General features: G+C 62.2%; 12 protein-coding genes. 5 read left to right on the top strand and 7 right to left on the bottom strand.

From position 1 onward, the window contains the following. The first annotated feature begins 179 nt into the window (after positions 1 to 179). The 4 genes from U5A52_RS01025 to U5A52_RS01010 all read left to right on the top strand — a co-directional run bounded on the left by U5A52_RS01025 (position 180) and on the right by U5A52_RS01010 (position 4294). Positions 180 to 1325: a transporter substrate-binding protein gene (locus U5A52_RS01025; protein ID WP_321933448.1), complete on the top strand. Its 1146-nt coding sequence runs from the start codon at positions 180 to 182 to the stop codon at positions 1323 to 1325. Further along, the gene (locus U5A52_RS01020; protein WP_321933446.1) at positions 1322 to 1918 is read left to right on the top strand and encodes an ANTAR domain-containing response regulator; all 597 of its coding nucleotides are present in this window, start codon (positions 1322 to 1324) and stop codon (positions 1916 to 1918) included. The genes U5A52_RS01025 and U5A52_RS01020 overlap by 4 nt, the downstream gene beginning before the upstream one ends. A 190-nt stretch (positions 1919 to 2108) precedes the next feature. Continuing rightward, positions 2109 to 2945, top strand: coding sequence for an acetamidase/formamidase family protein (locus tag U5A52_RS01015; RefSeq protein WP_321914523.1), 837 nt, complete (start codon positions 2109 to 2111; stop codon positions 2943 to 2945). Between the two features lie 8 nt (positions 2946 to 2953). Beyond that, on the top strand, positions 2954 to 4294 hold the full coding sequence (locus tag U5A52_RS01010; RefSeq protein ID WP_321914524.1) for an APC family permease: 1341 nt from the start codon (positions 2954 to 2956) through the stop codon (positions 4292 to 4294). 84 nt (positions 4295 to 4378) lie between these two features. Here the strand turns inward: U5A52_RS01010 and U5A52_RS01005 are convergent, their stop codons facing one another. After that, on the bottom strand, positions 4379 to 6511 hold the full coding sequence (locus U5A52_RS01005; protein WP_321934151.1) for an acetate--CoA ligase family protein: 2133 nt from the start codon (positions 6509 to 6511) through the stop codon (positions 4379 to 4381). A gap of 27 nt (positions 6512 to 6538) precedes the next feature. Then, the gene (locus U5A52_RS01000; RefSeq protein WP_321933444.1) at positions 6539 to 7684 is read right to left on the bottom strand and encodes an acyl-CoA dehydrogenase family protein; all 1146 of its coding nucleotides are present in this window, start codon (positions 7682 to 7684) and stop codon (positions 6539 to 6541) included. A 130-nt stretch (positions 7685 to 7814) separates the two neighbouring features. Here U5A52_RS01000 and gcvA point away from each other — a divergent pair, with 130 nt between their 5' ends. Then, positions 7815 to 8738, top strand: coding sequence for a transcriptional regulator GcvA (gene gcvA / locus U5A52_RS00995; protein ID WP_321914526.1), 924 nt, complete (start codon positions 7815 to 7817; stop codon positions 8736 to 8738). Positions 8739 to 8746: 8 nt separating this feature from the next. Here gcvA and U5A52_RS00990 read toward each other — a convergent pair whose 3' ends face one another. The 5 genes from U5A52_RS00990 to U5A52_RS00970 all read right to left on the bottom strand — a co-directional run bounded on the left by U5A52_RS00990 (position 8747) and on the right by U5A52_RS00970 (position 15306). Continuing rightward, on the bottom strand, positions 8747 to 10108 hold the full coding sequence (locus U5A52_RS00990) for an MmgE/PrpD family protein (RefSeq protein WP_321933442.1): 1362 nt from the start codon (positions 10106 to 10108) through the stop codon (positions 8747 to 8749). Continuing rightward, a complete protein-coding gene (locus tag U5A52_RS00985) occupies positions 10105 to 10974 on the bottom strand; it encodes an alpha/beta fold hydrolase (RefSeq protein WP_321933439.1) in 870 nt (289 codons plus the stop codon). The genes U5A52_RS00990 and U5A52_RS00985 overlap by 4 nt, the downstream gene beginning before the upstream one ends. A 4-nt stretch (positions 10975 to 10978) precedes the next feature. After that, complete coding sequence (locus tag U5A52_RS00980) at positions 10979 to 12289, bottom strand: MFS transporter (protein ID WP_321933437.1); 1311 nt, start codon at positions 12287 to 12289, stop codon at positions 10979 to 10981. 206 nt (positions 12290 to 12495) lie between these two features. After that, positions 12496 to 14814: an LPS-assembly protein LptD gene (locus tag U5A52_RS00975; protein WP_415773333.1), complete on the bottom strand. Its 2319-nt coding sequence runs from the start codon at positions 14812 to 14814 to the stop codon at positions 12496 to 12498. A gap of 99 nt (positions 14815 to 14913) precedes the next feature. Next, the gene (locus U5A52_RS00970; protein WP_321914531.1) at positions 14914 to 15306 is read right to left on the bottom strand and encodes a hypothetical protein; all 393 of its coding nucleotides are present in this window, start codon (positions 15304 to 15306) and stop codon (positions 14914 to 14916) included. Between the last annotated feature and the right edge of the window lie 159 nt (positions 15307 to 15465).

Raw genomic sequence — 15465 nt, 5'->3', positions numbered from 1 at the left:
CGCGCTTTTGTTTTATCATCCGCTCGCGTTGTTGCGTGAGCAACGATTTTGCTGAATAGCTGAAAACGCAAAGCATGGCGACGTTAGGCCTTTAAGACTTTGTTTCGCTGAAACAGGCACCGAAGCCTGAACCTGCCATGAATGGCGGTTCAGGCTTTTTTTATTGCGAGAACAATAACTTGACGCTTGAAGACGTTCCGATTGGATTGCTATGGTCGAGCAAAGGCACTTACGAGTGCCTGGGCCGCAGCTCGCTCGCCGGTGCGAGGCATGCTATCGATCGTATCAACCGCTCGGGCCGTTATGGATTCCGTTTGTGCGCGCGCGAATACGATCCGCGAGGCGGGGCCGAAGCCTATCGCGACGGCGCGGCCGCTTTGCTCGAGCAGGGCGTGCGGCATATCTTCGGCGCATCGACGTCTGCGAGCCGCAAGGACATCATTCCCGACCTCCAGCAGCACGGCGCGCTGCTCTGGTATTCCTGTTCCTACGAAGGTTTCGAGAGCAACGAAAACGTCGTTTATCTGGGCGCCACGCCGAATCAGGCTCTGCTGCCTCTGCTGCGATACGCTCTGCACGCATACGGCAAAACCGCCTTCCTGATCGGCTCGAACTACGTCTGGGGTTGGGAGAGCAACCGCATTACGCGCGAAGTGCTGCAGATATCGGGCGGCGAGGTGCTGGGCGAACGCTATCTGCACCTTGGTTCGACCACGGGTATCGACGAACTCGTCGACGCACTCCTGGCCCGTCCGCCCGCGTTCGTTCTCAACAATCTGGTTGGTGAGTCGTCGTATGCGTTCCTGCAAACGCTCGATGCAGCGAGCCAGCGCCTCGGACTGCGCCTGCCCGTGCTCAGTTACGACCTGACGGAAGCCGAACTGGAGAAGATCGGTCCGCTGGAGGCGCTGTCGCTCCTGACGGCCGGTCCGTTTTTCGAAGAGTCCGCGCCGGAATTCACGCGGCGGCAGTACGCTGGGCACGGGCAAATGCGGCTGTCCCACTTCTACACCGGCGCGCATGTCTCGATCGAACTCTTCGCCGAGGCGCGTGCGGCGTGTGGCAACGACGACCCGGGCCAGTTGCTTGCCTGGCTCTATGAGAGGCCTGTCGCAACCTCAATCGGCGCGATCCAGCTTTGCTCACGCAATAACCACGGTGCGCTGCCTTGCCATATCGCCGAACTCGCTGGCAACCGTTTTCGCATCGTTCACACCGAACCTCATCCGATCGAGGCGGACCCGTATCTGACCCAAACCGACTTGAGAACCTTCGAAAGCTTGTCGGTCGATTCGACCCGCCCGCGTTTAAGAATCGTGAAATGAAGCCGACCATCAACGCACCAGACTTCGGACACCAACGCGTCGCGCTGGTCGACTGCAGCGAACGCCATCTGGCCAGCCTCGAAAAGAGTCTTCAGCGGCTCGGTATCCGCTGGTTCACCGTGCACGGCGACACGCCAGCGTCAATCGACGATTGCTTCGCCGCCATCGTCGAACTGGACACATTCAACAGTCCATCCGTTGCCGAGCGCCTGCGTGCACAGGGCGTGCCGATCTGTGCGTTGACGCGCCAGGAAACGCTTTCGCAGATCCAGCGCGGTGTGGCGCTCGGCGCCACGGCGATGCTGCATCCGCCGATCACGCAGGGCGCGGTCTATACCGCACTCATGATGGCGTTTGCGCTCGGCGAGCGGATTAGCGCACTGCAGGCGCGAAACACCGGACTGCAGAAAAAGATCGAGGGCTATCCGCTCGTCGCGCAGGCCGTTGCATACCTGGTCGGGAAACACAGCCTCACCGAGAAAGAAGGCTACGAACGGCTGCGTTCAAGCGCAATGGCCACGCATCGAAGCATGGTCGAGGTGAGCGAGGAAATTCTCCGTCACGCAGCCGCCGTGCGCCTCGCGTCATCATGAACGACTGAGGGCGAGCCGGAAGGAAACGGAGCCAGAGAGGTCTCGCTAATCAGTAATCCTATATACGTCTAACTTTGCTTGGCTGATAGGCGCTATCGCCCGTTGAGAACTGAAAGAGAAAGGAATCGTTGTGCATCGAGTTAGCAGAAACCACCTCATCTATGCAATGGGCCCGGGGAACGCTCCCGCTTTGACCGTAAAGGACGGCGAGCGGGTCGTATTCGAGACCTGTGATTGCTTCGAGGATCAGATCCGATCCGCCGACACACCGTACACCGGGCTCGACTGGAGTCGCATCAATCCGGCGACGGGCCCGGTCTATGTCGACGGCGCGCAACCGGGGGACGTCCTCGCCGTTCAGATCGAACGAATCGTACTTGGCAAGCAGGCGGTCATGATGACGGCGCCGGGCCTCGGAGTCTGTGGCGATGAGATCACGGCGCCGTCGATCCGCGTGATTCCCGTGGAAGGTGGCTTCGGCACGCTGCCCCAAGGCGTACGCGTGCCGCTCAACCCGATGATCGGTGTCATCGGCACGGCCCCGTCCAGTGACTCAGTGTCATGCGGCGTTCCGGACGCGCACGGCGGAAACATGGACTGCAAGATCATCACTGAAGGCACGACCCTGTATCTGCCAGTCAACGTGCCCGGCGCACTATTGGCACTGGGCGATTTGCATGCCGCCATGGGAGACGGCGAAGTCTCCGTTTGCGGGATGGAGATAGCCGGCGAAGTCACCGTCAGCATTTCAGTGCTCAGGGACCGTGTGCTCCCGACACCGATGGCCCAGACGGCGGACACCCTCTATACGATCGCATCCGCTCGTTTGCTGGATGACGCAGCCAATCTGGCTGCGCGCAATATGGTCAGCTTCATTGCAGGTGAGACGGGGCTCTCGACAGATGACGCAGTCAATTTGCTGTCAGTCGCCGGCGATCTGCAAATCTGTCAGGTCGTTGACCCTCAGAAAACATGCCGCTACGCACTGCCCAAATCGATCGCGGAGCAGCTCGGAATCGTCCTCTAGGAAACACTATGTCAATCGAAAGAGAATTCGGATATACGCAGGAGCTCAAGCGCGCACTCACCGTTTGGGATCTGGTCATCTACGGGATGATTTTCATGGTGCCAATCGCGCCATTCGGTGTCTTCGGCTACGTTTATCAGGACGCGCGAGGCATGGTGCCGCTCGCCTATCTGATTGGCATGGTCGCGATGTTCTTCACCGCCATGAGTTACTGGGCGATGTCACGGGCATTCCCGGTTGCTGGCTCGGTTTACGCCTACGCCCAACGTGGCATTCATGAGACGGTTGGCTTCTTTTCGGGCTGGCTGATCCTGCTCGACTATATTCTCGTTCCGGCGCTTCTGTATCTCGTGAGCGCCGAGGCGCTGCGGCCGATCCTCCCGCAAGTGCCGGACTGGCTGTGGCTAGTGGGATTTATCGGCATCAACACGCTGATCAACTTCGTTGGCGTGGAGTTCACCGCGAAGGCGAACCGGTACATCCTCGTGGCTGAAGGCATCATCCTCGCCGTGTTTATCGTGCTGGGTCTGATTGCACTCTATTCGGGCGATCATCCCACGGGTCTCACATTGAAACCGCTCTACGATGCGGACAAGTTCAGTGTGTCAGTGGTGGTCGGAGCCGTATCGATCGCAGTCCTTTCGTTTCTGGGATTCGACGGCATTTCTACGTTGTCCGAGGAGAGCAGGGACGGGGTTGACAGCGTAGGTAAGGCATCGCTTTGGGCCCTGCTGGTGGTGGGCTCGCTATTTATCCTGCAGACGTGGGTTGCGGTCGATCTTGCGCGTGGAACGACGTTCTCCAGTACCGATGGGGCGTTCTATGACACGGCGGCGATTGCAGGCGGCCCCGCGCTGCGCTACGCGACCATTTGGGCCACGGCGCTTTCGTGGGGCATTGCCAACGCGCTTGTCGCGCAAGCGGCCATTTCGCGGATCCTGTTCGCGATGGGTCGTGATCGCAAGCTGCCACACGTGCTCTCCAAGGTTCATCCCAAGTACCAGACGCCTTACGTGAGCACGATTCTCGTCGCGGTTGTGTCGCTTGTGGTCGGCCTCGCTTTCCTCGGGCGGATCGATGAACTCAGCAGCATCGTCAACTTTGGCGCGTTGACGGGTTTCTTCGTACTGCATCTGTCGGTCATTAATCACTTCATGATCCGGCAGCGATCGAAGCGATGGATGCTCCATCTGGTGTTCCCGCTCATTGGCCTTTTTATTATCGGCTACGTCCTGTTCCTGATGGACTGGCGAGCAAAGGCGATCGGCCTGGCCTGGCTTGCGGCCGGAGTTGTCTACTACCTTGTCAACACCCGTCTGTTCCGGCGAGGCGTCAGTATGGAGCTGTGACGTGCGCCTGGCGACTTTGCCTGGCTCGGGCGCACCAGGCGGGAAAACCTGGTGCGTCTGGACGCCCGTCACGCGCGCCATGCTTCATTGTTTGATGCGCACTAACGCATCGACAGCCAGTACGCCGTCGCCTTCACGCCTGATCATCACGGGATTGACTTCGGCTTCGACGACACAAACATCGGGAAGGGTGGCCAGTCGAGACATGGCCACCACCGCTCTGGCGAGAGCATCCATGTCGCCGCGTGGTTTGCCTCGATAGCCCTCGAGCGCGCGCAGTCCCTTGACTTCGGCAACCATCGCCCGTGCTTCGTCGAAATCGACAGGCGCCAGCCGCAACGCTCGATCGCGGTAAAGCTCGGTATAGACGCCGCCGGCCGCGAGCATGACGACCGGGCCCACCTGCGCATCGAGCCGATAGCCGATCAGCGCCTCGCCGAGGCCCCGGGTCATCGGTTGCACGAGGACGCGCTCGACCGCGACATCGGGCACGTGCTTTCCCACGTTCTCGACAATGCGAGCAATTGCTGCGCGCAACTGGGCGCCGTCGCTGATACCGAGTTCGACACCGCCAACATCCGTCTTGTGAGGCAGCCGCTCAGAGAGAACTTTGACCGCGAGCGGGTAGGCAAGACCTTCGGGCAACGCTGCGGCTTCGCTGACTGAGATGGCTGATGCCGGTGCATGCGCAACACCCACTCGAGCGAGCTGCTCGTACGCCACGAGCTCGTCGAGCATTAAGGCATCCTCATATTTCGTAGTGCTTTTCTCCTCCGCGTTTTGCCGCGAGAAGGGCTTCGGCGCGCGTCTCGATGCTGCGGCGGCGATGGCATCGGCGCACGCCTCAGGGGTCCGAAAACACGGCACGCCCGCTTCAGTCAGTCGCAGCAGCGCCTCCGGCGCTTCTGGCACGACAAACGCGGCCAGCGGGAGCAACGCCGGGTCAGCCGTCCCGCTATCGATAATCGGGCGAACCACGAGTTCTGGTGCGAAGCGAGCGGAAGATCCTGCGACGGCAATGACGAGATCGAATTCCGGTGCCGTACGAAGCACACGGAGCGCGGCGCTCATGACGTCATAACGGGTGCCCGCAAGTGTCAGGTCGACGATGCGCCCGCTGGACACGTCCACGCCCGCGCTCGCGAGCCGCGCGAAGGTTTCTTCACGGGGCTGCACGACATCGATGCCGCGAACACCCAGTTGATCGACCACCATGGCCGCGCCGCCGCCGGTCGTGGTCACCACCGCGACACGCGGCACGCGCGCAGCTTCGCGGGAGCGGGGCAACGGCATTTGCCGGAGCAGGGGGAGACTTTCGAGAAATGCTTCGAGCGTGTCGACGCGAGCGATGCCGCAATCCTTGAGGAACGCGTCGGCAACATCGTCTTCGCCGGCCAGCGCGCCGGTGTGGGAGACAGCAAGCTCTGCTGCCGCCGCGGAGCGCCCCAGTTTGTAGGCCACGACGGGCTTCCCGCGCTCGGCCGCCGCCAGGGCGAAGGCGCGCAGTTTGTCGGCATGACGCAGCGTTTCGAGAAAGAGCATGTAGCCGGTGATGGCGGGGTCGTCGAGCGTTGCGGCGCAGAGTTCGCCAACGCTCAGGTCGACTTCGTTGCCAACGGAAACCAGACCCGCAAAGCCAACGCCTTTGGCCTTGCCGCGCGAGAGCAGGCCGCCGATCATGCTGCCGCTGTGAGAGGCCACAAACACGCCGCCAACAGGAAGATCCGGCTCGGCAAAAGCGGCATTGGCCGTCAATGCGAGCTTGGTGCGCACGTTCACCATACCGAGACCGCTCGGCCCGAGAACACGAATGCCCGTGCGCGCGACGATGTCACGCACGCGCTGTTCGCGTGCTGCGCCGTCCGGGCCCGTCTCAGAGAAACCCGCGGCGAGAATGGTGGCCACGGGAATGCCGAAGTTCGCACATGCCTCGAGCGCGTCGATTGCGGCTTCCGTTGGCGTGAGGATGAACGCGTGCTCCGGAATTTCGGGCAGATCCGATACACGATGCCAGGCGCGTTCCCCCTGCACAACGTCGCGGTTCGGGTTGATCGGGTAAATGCGCCCTTCGTAGCCCGCCTGCCGGATAAAGCGCAGCGGTCTGCCCGCCGTCTTTGCCGGGTCGTCCGATGCCCCGATCAGCGCGACGCTTTCGGGCGCCAGCACACAGCGTGCGAGGGATATGTCACGTACGGCAGTGCGGGGAGTCGGCTCCATCGTCTCATTCATGCTCATGTTGTCCCTTCACTTGCGCGGGTCGAAACGGCGTTCGAACACGCCTTCGGCGATACGGTTCTTGAGTACTTCGATCGATCCACCGGCAATCATCCAGCCGCGCGTTCGTCGCACGCAGTATTCCACCAGCGACTCCTGACTGTAGCCCATGCCACCCATCACTTGAAGCGCGTCGTTCGAGACTTCCCAGCCGGCCAGGTTGCATGCGAGCTTGGCAAGCGCCGTGTCGTTGGGCGAAGGCAGCGTGCCGCGCGCAACGTTTGCGGCCTTGTAGAGCAGCAATTGAGCGGATTCCAGCTTGAGTGCCATATCGGCGAATTTCCACTGAATGCCCTGAAACTCGCACAACGGGTGGCCAAACTGCTCCCGCATGGCAGCATGCTCGCGCGCGAGATTGAACGCGTGACGGCCCAGGGCCAGAGCCCGTGACGCATTGCCTACGCGCTCGACATTAAAGCCGGAGATCTGCTTCTTGAAGCCGCCTGGCCCGAGCAGGACGTTCTCGGCCGGAATGCGGCATTCCTCCATGTACAACTGCGACCACGGTTCGCCGCTCATGAAGCAGGACGGATTGCCGACCGTGAATCCAGGTGTGCCTTTTTCGATCAGAACCGAGCCGATGTTGCCCGTTCCCGGCCCGAAGCGGCAGTAAATCAGGAAGAGGTCGGCCTCGGGGCTGTGTGTCGAGAAGATCTTCGTGCCGTTGATGACGTACTCGTCGCCTTCTTCGCGCGCGGAGGTGCGCAGTTCGGTGACGGCCGAACCCGCGCCGGGCTCGGTCATGCCGAGCGCGATGACCTTGCGTCCGCTGAGCAGATCCTTGAGGTAGCGGCGCTTCTGTTCCGCGCTCGCATACTCGACGAAAGTGCGAATCGGACCGAAGTTGCCGGCCTGCACGACGTCCGCGCTCTTGGGGCAGACCAGTGCGATTTCCTGGATCGCGATGACGGCGTCCATCAACGTTCCGCCCTGGCCGCCGTCCTCCTCGTCCATCGTAATGCCGAGCAAGCCCTGTTCGGACAGTAGCCGCGCTACGTCGAACGCGTAGCCGGGTTCGTGGGCCCGCCGCAGCGCGCCTTGCGCAAGCGTGTCTTTCGCGAACCGGCGCACGGCGTCTGCAAAGGCGGTTTGCTCCTCAGTGAACTGGAAGTCCATGGTTCTCCTCTTCGTCTCCAGGTACGTGTTCATCGTGAGGTCATTATTCCCGCCGCGAGATTGACACACTACTTCGCATACGGTACGTTGATGTGAGTTTTTGGAACACCAATTCCCGGATAGTCAGCTAATGTCCCGCACGGTTCCTCCGCTCAACCCGCTACACGTATTCGATGCCGTTGCGCGTCTTGGCAGCCTCACGAAGGCCTCGGCCGAGCTGTGCGTCACGCACTCGGCGGTGAGCCGGCAGCTCAGCACGCTCGAGCAATATCTCGGCGTCACGTTGTTCGAGCGCGAGCCTCGCGGCGTGAGGCTCACGAAGGCGGGCGCGACTTATCACAAGGCGGTGGGGCCGGCGTTCGCCGCCATTGCGGCGGCAACGGAAAGCATCGTGGGGAGTGCGGAGGGCGAGGCGCTGCGGCTCAATGTCTACACCACGTTCGCAGCGAAGTGGCTCATGCATCGCCTGCAACGCTTCGAGCAGCGCTATCCCAACATTCCCGTCGAGATCAGCACGACCGTTGCGCCGATGAACTTCAATGAAGTCGAGGCCGATGCGGCGATCCAGTTCGGCGACGGCAACTGGCCTGGCATCCAGAGCGAGCATTTGTTCGACGATGTCATCGAGCCTGTTTGCAGCCCGGCGTTGTTGCGTGACGGGCCGCCGCTGAAGACGTTTTCGGACCTCGCGAAACACCGGCTGCTTCAGTCGCGCTATCGGCGCCAAGACTGGTTCGACTGGCTGCGCGCCGTGGGGCGCAGCGATCTCGAAGCGCTCGTGAAGCAGCAGCGCGGCGGATTTCAGAACTCTCTGCTCGCCTATCAGGCGGCGATCGAGGGTCTCGGCGTGGTGATCGGGCAAACGCGTCTGCTCGCCAACGATATCGCCTCGGGCGCGCTGGTATGTCCGTTCAACCGCCCGGTAAAGCGAAAGCTGGGTTATTACCTTCTGGTTGCCGAAGGCCGCAGGCCGTCGCGCAAGATCGCAGCATTTCGCTCGTGGCTCATGGACGAAATCTCTGCCATGCCAAAGATCGAAGGCATGGCAGAGTGATGGGGGGGCTACGCTTGCAATGCAACGAGCCTGGCAAGTGCGAGATCGGTGACACGATGTTCGTCGATGCGCCAGAGCTGATCGAGCAGCGCTCGCGCAGCGGCTGTGCCGATGACCGGCGTTGCCAGTTCGGTGAACTTGGCGTCGAGTTCGGCGTCCGTGAGCGGAGCTTCGGGATCGCCTCGGCGATATGGAGCAAAAGTCTCGACCGTGCGGCCATCGTCGAGCGTCACGGCCACACGCGCTGCGCGCTGTTTCGGGAATGCGGCTGTTAGCGCCGGATCGGCGACCAGTTCGACTTTTTCCATCAATGCGCGCAGCGGCGCCTTGGCAAGCCGTGCGGGCTCGAAAGCGCTGAGCCGCACCGAGCCGTATATCGCCGCGTGGCTCATGACGTAGGGCAGGCTGAAACGCGCCTCAAAGGCCGTTCGCGGATCGCGAATGCCGGCCACCTCGAGCGCCGCACCGTACGTGCGCACGGTGATATTGCGGATCGCGCCGGCCGTGAAGCCGTGCTCTTGCTTCAGTTCGAGCAGCGCGTCGATGGCGGCGAATGTATGTCCGCAGCAACCGTGATTTTTCTGCGTAATGTGCTCGATGTTGAATCGCACGCCCAGGCCGTCGGTTACGCCGTCCCAGCTCGGCGAGTCGCACAATGCGGCTCCGAAGCCCGCTGCGCCTTCGAGGATGTCGGTCACGCCGGTCAGTCCGGCGGCCGCTCCCTGTGCCGCGCGCACGCCCACAGCGGCAGCGTGGCCGGCGTGCAGGGCTTTGGTCATGGCGTCGGAGCGGAATGCCTGCTGGAGGCCCGACGCGAAGGTCGCCGCCGTCGCCATTGCATGACGCGCCGTGTCGCTGGAACCGGGCGCGGCAAGAAGCGCACCCGCTGCGGCGGCGCCGAAACATCCCACCGTTCCTGTCGTATGGAAGAAGCGGTAATGAGCGGGTTGTACCGCGGCGCCTATGCGCGTTGAAACTTCGTAGCCCGCAACAATCGCCTTGAGCAACTGGTCGCCACTTGCGTTTCTGTCTTCGGCTAGCGCGAGTGCTGCGGCCACTGTTGGACAGCCCGGATGGTAGACGGCGTCCCGGAAGATGTCGTCGAATTCAACGGCGTGCGAGGTACTGCCATTGATCCAGGCGGCAGTTGCCGGGAACGTGCGTGCCCCGGCGCCCGGCAAGCTCGAACGCGCAAAGCCGAATTCCTCGCTGTGCGCGCGCCGCAGTTGCAGGGCGGGTGCCGTGAGCGTGCCTGGCAGGAGCGCCGCGAACCAGTCGATCAGTGCGCGCTTTGCCGCATGACGGGTGGGCGCTGGCAAATCGACTTCCGCTTGTGTGGCGACGTAGTCTGCGAAGGTGTCGAGAATCATGTCTGGAGTCCGGTATCGATGGAACTGGGTGTGCGTTGCCTCGCGCGAACGCGGTCGAGGAAGGCAGTCAGGTTGTCGTTGAACCACGGCGCCGCCTCGAATTGCAGCCAATGAGCGGCGTGGCAAATCGACGAGGTGTTGCATTCCGATATTGACTGCACATAGCGAGCCCGCTGGTCAAGCTCATGGTGCTGGTGGGGATCTTGTGCGCCGAGTGCCTGCCACATTGGCGCGCGCACGCGCGCGAAAAGGGCGCGCGTGGGATGAGTCCGTGCAATGGCGCGCGTTTGCACGCGCGTCGCCCGCACATGGTCGGCGGTGAGTCTGCAAAGGTCCTCTGTAACGAGGCGGGCGTCGCATAGCATGATTTGCTCGAGTGAAATGCGCACGCCTTGCTCGAGGCCATGCGATTTCGCGACCCGCGCCGCTTCATGTTGAATGTCGGCGAGCCGTGCTGAAACCGGGCCCATTCCGGCCGGATTGACCACCGCAAGCGAGCGCACGCGATGCGGCATTTGCACCGCCATCTGTGCGCCAATACATGCGCCGAACGAAAACGCTGCGACGTCAATCGTACCGATACCAAGGCTGTCGAGCAGGGCAAACAGCTCGCTGGCGGCCACTTGCAACGAGAAGTTGCTCACAGGGCCGGTGCTGCGGCCAAAGCCCGGCAGATCAGGCGCGATGACGCGCGAGTGGGCGCAGAGGGCTTCAATATTCTTCAGCCAGTGGTACCAGCCGCCGTGGCCGCCGTGGATCAACAGAAGCGGGGCCCCGCTACCCAGATCGATGTGGCTCAGCGCGCACTCGTCAGCTTGCATGGTGATCGCGGCGCGCGAAAGGCGCGTGTGCAATGCGTCGATCATGGTGTCAGCGCTCCGAATCTAACGCGATGCCACGCGTCTCCTTCATCCGCACATAGGTGAAGAGGCTGATTGCCGAGCCAATGCAGACATAGATCAGGAACAGGTATTCCTGCTGGCGGCCCTGCAGCCACGTCATCAAATAGGGCGTCGTGCCGCCGAGAATCGCGACGACCAGGTTGAACGGGAGCCCGATACCGAGTGAGCGAATCTCGGCGCCGAAAAGCTCCGCCATGAGCGCTGGCGCAATCGCGGTATAGAGGCCGTACACCACGATGCCGAACATCTCGACCAGAGCGATCGACCAGAATGAGTTGCCCACGGAGAGCACGACGGGGTAGACGAACAGCGTATAGAGCGCCGCCATCACGATGAGTTGCGGACGACGCCCGAAGCGGTCCGAGAGCCAGCCGAAGAGCGGTTGAACCGCGGTGAATGCGATCAGGCTCAACGTGCTCGCCGCGTAGGCGGTCGCCGGTTCCGCGCCCGCGCGGTGAATCGCGTAGACCGGCACGTAGACAATGAACAGATAGAAGGCGAACGCGCCGAGAATGCTGGTGCCGATGAGCGTCCACGTTGGCTTCGCGTATTGCGTGAACAGAACGCGGATCGAGCCTTTGCGTTCCTTGGCGCGCGTGGCGGTGCGCCGGAACGCTTCGGTTTCTTCGACGCGCGTACGCAGCCAGTACCCGAACAGGCCGCCAAACGCACCGATCAGGAACGGGATGCGCCATCCGAAATGCAGCATCTGCTCGTGGGTGAGCGCGCGGTTCAGCACCCAGGCGATCGCCGAGGCGGCGATCAAGCCGATGCCCGTGCCGAAGAACAGGAAGCTGCCGTGAAATCCGCGGCGGTTCGGCGGCGCTGTCTCGGCAAGGAACGAACAGGCTGCGGCGAACTCGCCGCCGACGGAGAGCCCCTGCAATAGCCGGGCAATCGTTGCGATGACCGGGGCGGCGAGACCGATCGCCGCGTAGGGCGGCAATACCGCGAGCAGGAGCGAACCCAGCGCCATCAAGGTGACGGAAATGGCGAGCGCGGTCCGGCGGCCGTGGCGATCGGCGACGGCGCCTAGCAGCCAGCCCCCCGCAGGCCGCATCACGAAGCCGATGGCGTAGACGCCGAACGCGGCGAGCAGCGCGGAGCGCTGATCCGTCGACGGGAACAACTGGGGACCGAAGAAAATGGCGAAATTCGCGTAAATCGAGAAGTCGAACCATTCGATGGCGTGCCCGATACAGCCGGCCATCCGGGTGCGAATGACCGGTGTGGCGCTGCGATATCGGTGTGCGGCCGTATTGGACGGTATATCTGACACTGCTGTCTCCTTGTTGAACCTTACGGGTCCTCGGTCCCTCGACGGGACACCCACTCCGGGGTGTACGCGGGGTTTGTAGAGACAGTCTGGGACGGGCGCTTCAGAAAAAACACTTCATATCGCGCACAGACATGTTCCAAAAAGTCACATTGAAGATTCTGTCGATCATGCGCGCAGCCTGCAACCGTCAACTCGAGAAAACCGCCTTACTCATAGTCCGTGAACTTCGAGACCGGTGCATCGCCGCCCGGCGGTGGCGTATAGCCCGGCACGTTTTCCCTGAACTGATTGAGCAGGCCGTTGTCGATTTTCGACAGACCCTTGAACTGCAACTGCATCAGTACGCGGCTGCCGCTGCTCGGCACCGTGGAACTGGTCTCATTCGTGTATTTTTCGAAGGCAACGCCGATCGACCAGCAATCTGCGTCGTACTGAAAGCCGACCAACCCCGCAATGAGCCGGTGCAAATGCATGTCGTAGTTCACGCGGGCGACGCTGGAAAGCCGGCGGCTCAGTGGCCATTGGCCCGAGACGATGAACTGGCTGACCGGCTCGTCGTCCTCGGACGCGTTGGCGCGCGTATATCGATACGCCATATTCAAGACTTTGCCCGCTGCGGGCGCCCACGAAAAACCCGTGCTCGCATGGGAAAGGTAAGCATTCGCCTCGTCGTATTCGATGGCCTGCTCGGCCTTGAACGCGCTGCTGATGTTGAGCGAGGCACCCGCGATCACGCCCGTGCGGGTCATGTCCGTGGCGGTGCCGTCGGCTTCCAGCGTCACGCGCGGCGTGGTGAAGTTGTATTGCTGCGCGAGCACGAAGCGTCCTGCCTCCGAACCCGTCGCGGCGTCGATGAAACGTGTGGTGATGGCGGCGGTGACGCGATTGGCATCGGCAACACGGTCATTGCCGACAAAGCTATTGGCCGTGAAGATCTCGGCGAGGCCGAAATCGCTCTCGGCGGTGTCGAACAGCGGCGCGAAGCTCTGGTTCCGGTACGGCGTATAGACGTAATAAAGCCGTGGTTCGAGCGTTTGAATATAGGCGTGGCCGAACAGCGTGATGGAACGCTCGAACGTCATGCCGGAGTCGAGGCTCACCGTCGGCACGTTGACCTGGAAATTGCGCGGCTGTCCGGCCACGGCGTCGCTGCCGAGCGAGGAAAGGTCGTAGGCCGCGAAGTGCCACTGCACCTTGGGTGTGATGTACCACGACGGGCGCACGACGGGCAGCGACACGTAGGGATTGAATACGAAGCGATTGCCCTGCGCAACGTCGCTGCTCGACATCGTGAAGCGCGATGCATCCGCTTGCGCACCGAAGTCGAATCCGTCCACGTTATAGCGCGCGTATTGCACGTTCAATTGCGGCTCGCGGTTGTAGACCGTATCGTTCGAATAGGCCTGCCAGTGCTGCTCGCGCAACAGCACCGACCACGGTCCGTTCGCATAGCGCAGGCCCGCTTCCTGGTCATAGAGCGTCGTCGACCCCAACAGAAGCTGGTTTTCGGCGTTCAGGTCGGTGGTGACACTCGAATCCGAAACGCGGTTGTAGTTCACGTAGCCGGAGAAGCCGGAGCCGATATTCCAGTCGTGCTTGAGCGAGAGGGAATAGCGGTCGGTCTTCGTGAGTGCGTCGTGCGGCAGAACCAGAGCCGAGAATTCGCCGCTGTAGTCGCTGCCCAGGTAGCGATAGTCGGCGCTCATCATCTCACCACGGCGGCTGATCGTGCGGGGTGTCAGCGTGAGATCGTAGTTCGGTGCGAGATTGAAATAGATCGGCGTCGCCAGGTCGAAGCCACCCGTGGAGCTGAACGAGAACGTTGGCGGCAACAGGCCGCTGCGCCGGTCGTTCGAGAGCGGAAACGAGAGCCACGGGCTCGCGAATATCGGCACGCCCTGAAAGAACAGCACCGTGTTGCGCGCAACGCCGGTATTCGTGCCGTTGTCCATTTCGAACTGCGAGGCGCGCAGGTACCACGCGGGCTCGCCGCTGCATTGGCAGGTCGAATAGGTGCCGTTGTGGATCACCGCGCGCTCGTTGTCGATCAGGTCGGCGCGTGCGGCCGAACCCCATCCGCCATTGATGACGAAGCGGTAGCGCGGCGTGTTGATATAGCCTTGCTCCGCTTCGACGCGCATATGCGCATAGGGTCCAAAGAACGTGATGCCGTTTTGCGTGAGGCTCGCGTGGCCATACGCGTCGGCGGTGTCCGCGTCCTCGAAGTAGTGAATGGAGTCGCCTTTGATGGCCGACGCGTAACGCCGCAACTCGGCCTCCCCATGTAGCGAGAGGTCGGTGTCGGTCGTGCCGTTCATGGACCGGGCGATTGCGGTCGTTGCGGCTTTGTCGCCCGATTGCAGCGGATGCTCCTGCAACTGCGGATCGACGCGCAAGGCCCATTCGTCGCCGAGCGATGCGGGCTGCGATGCCGCGCCGGAGAGTTGAGCGAGTGCGGCGGGTGGCGCGAATCCGGGCGCGACCAGCAACAGGGAAATCAGCGGCTTTAGACGTAAGCCGCGCAATGCGTCACGCAGGATCAAGATAGGCCAGGGAAACCAGGGTTTGCGGATGAAAATGTGTGTGCGGCTCGCTGGGAGCGCGTCCGCGTGCGGGGCGCCTGCTTATTGCAGCCAGGCGGTGCGGGAAGACAGCACGGCTTCTTGATGAGATGCGGACTCGAGCGCGTCGACAATGCCGCGAATGTGCTCGCAGGGCAATGTGAACGACAGGCAGGCAGTTTGCGATAGCCGAAAGCGGATCACAACATGGCGAGTACCGTCGAGCCGCCCGATCTCGCAGCCGCGCGCGTGCATGAGCGCGAACGATGGCGCTTCGCTCTTGTTGATGCGCTGGATCTTTTCCATCGCGTTGGGCAGCGCAACCAGCAGGTCGTTGAATACCGAACGGTGTAGTGCCGCCGTGGCGCTTCCATCGTGAATCAGAAGGAATTCGCCGTCCGCGCTCAGGTCGGCCGAACTGATCTGACGCACGATAGCCGTGACGTTCTCAGCCATGCGCGCGCGCTCCAGCATCTTGCACTGCGATCATGCCAGCGGCTGGCGTGATCAACGCACGATCGCGTGACGGCATCCACACGTGCGCGGCTTCGGCCATGCAGGCGGACCATAGCGGCGCTGAACTGGCTTCGAGGACCGCGCGCGAGACGCGTTCAC

Source organism: Paraburkholderia sp. J8-2 (genome assembly GCF_905220195.1).
In the GTDB taxonomy this organism is placed as follows: Bacteria; Pseudomonadota; Gammaproteobacteria; order Burkholderiales; family Burkholderiaceae; genus Paraburkholderia.
The sequence above is the reverse complement of the archived record's forward strand: the minus strand, read 5'-3'. Positions and strand labels throughout refer to the sequence as shown.

Excerpts from the sequence above, each read along its gene's own strand:
- U5A52_RS01020 (WP_321933446.1), top strand. The coding sequence starts at position 1,322 with ATGAAGCCGACCATCAACGCACCAGACTTCGGACACCAACGCGTCGCG.
- U5A52_RS01010 (WP_321914524.1), top strand. The coding sequence starts at position 2,954 with ATGTCAATCGAAAGAGAATTCGGATATACGCAGGAGCTCAAGCGCGCA.
- U5A52_RS01005 (WP_321934151.1), bottom strand. The coding sequence starts at position 6,511 with ATGGAGCCGACTCCCCGCACTGCCGTACGTGACATATCCCTCGCACGC.
- U5A52_RS01000 (WP_321933444.1), bottom strand. The coding sequence starts at position 7,684 with ATGGACTTCCAGTTCACTGAGGAGCAAACCGCCTTTGCAGACGCCGTG.
- gcvA (WP_321914526.1), top strand. The coding sequence starts at position 7,815 with ATGTCCCGCACGGTTCCTCCGCTCAACCCGCTACACGTATTCGATGCC.
- U5A52_RS00990 (WP_321933442.1), bottom strand. The coding sequence starts at position 10,108 with ATGATTCTCGACACCTTCGCAGACTACGTCGCCACACAAGCGGAAGTC.
- U5A52_RS00985 (WP_321933439.1), bottom strand. The coding sequence starts at position 10,974 with ATGATCGACGCATTGCACACGCGCCTTTCGCGCGCCGCGATCACCATG.
- U5A52_RS00970 (WP_321914531.1), bottom strand. The coding sequence starts at position 15,306 with ATGGCTGAGAACGTCACGGCTATCGTGCGTCAGATCAGTTCGGCCGAC.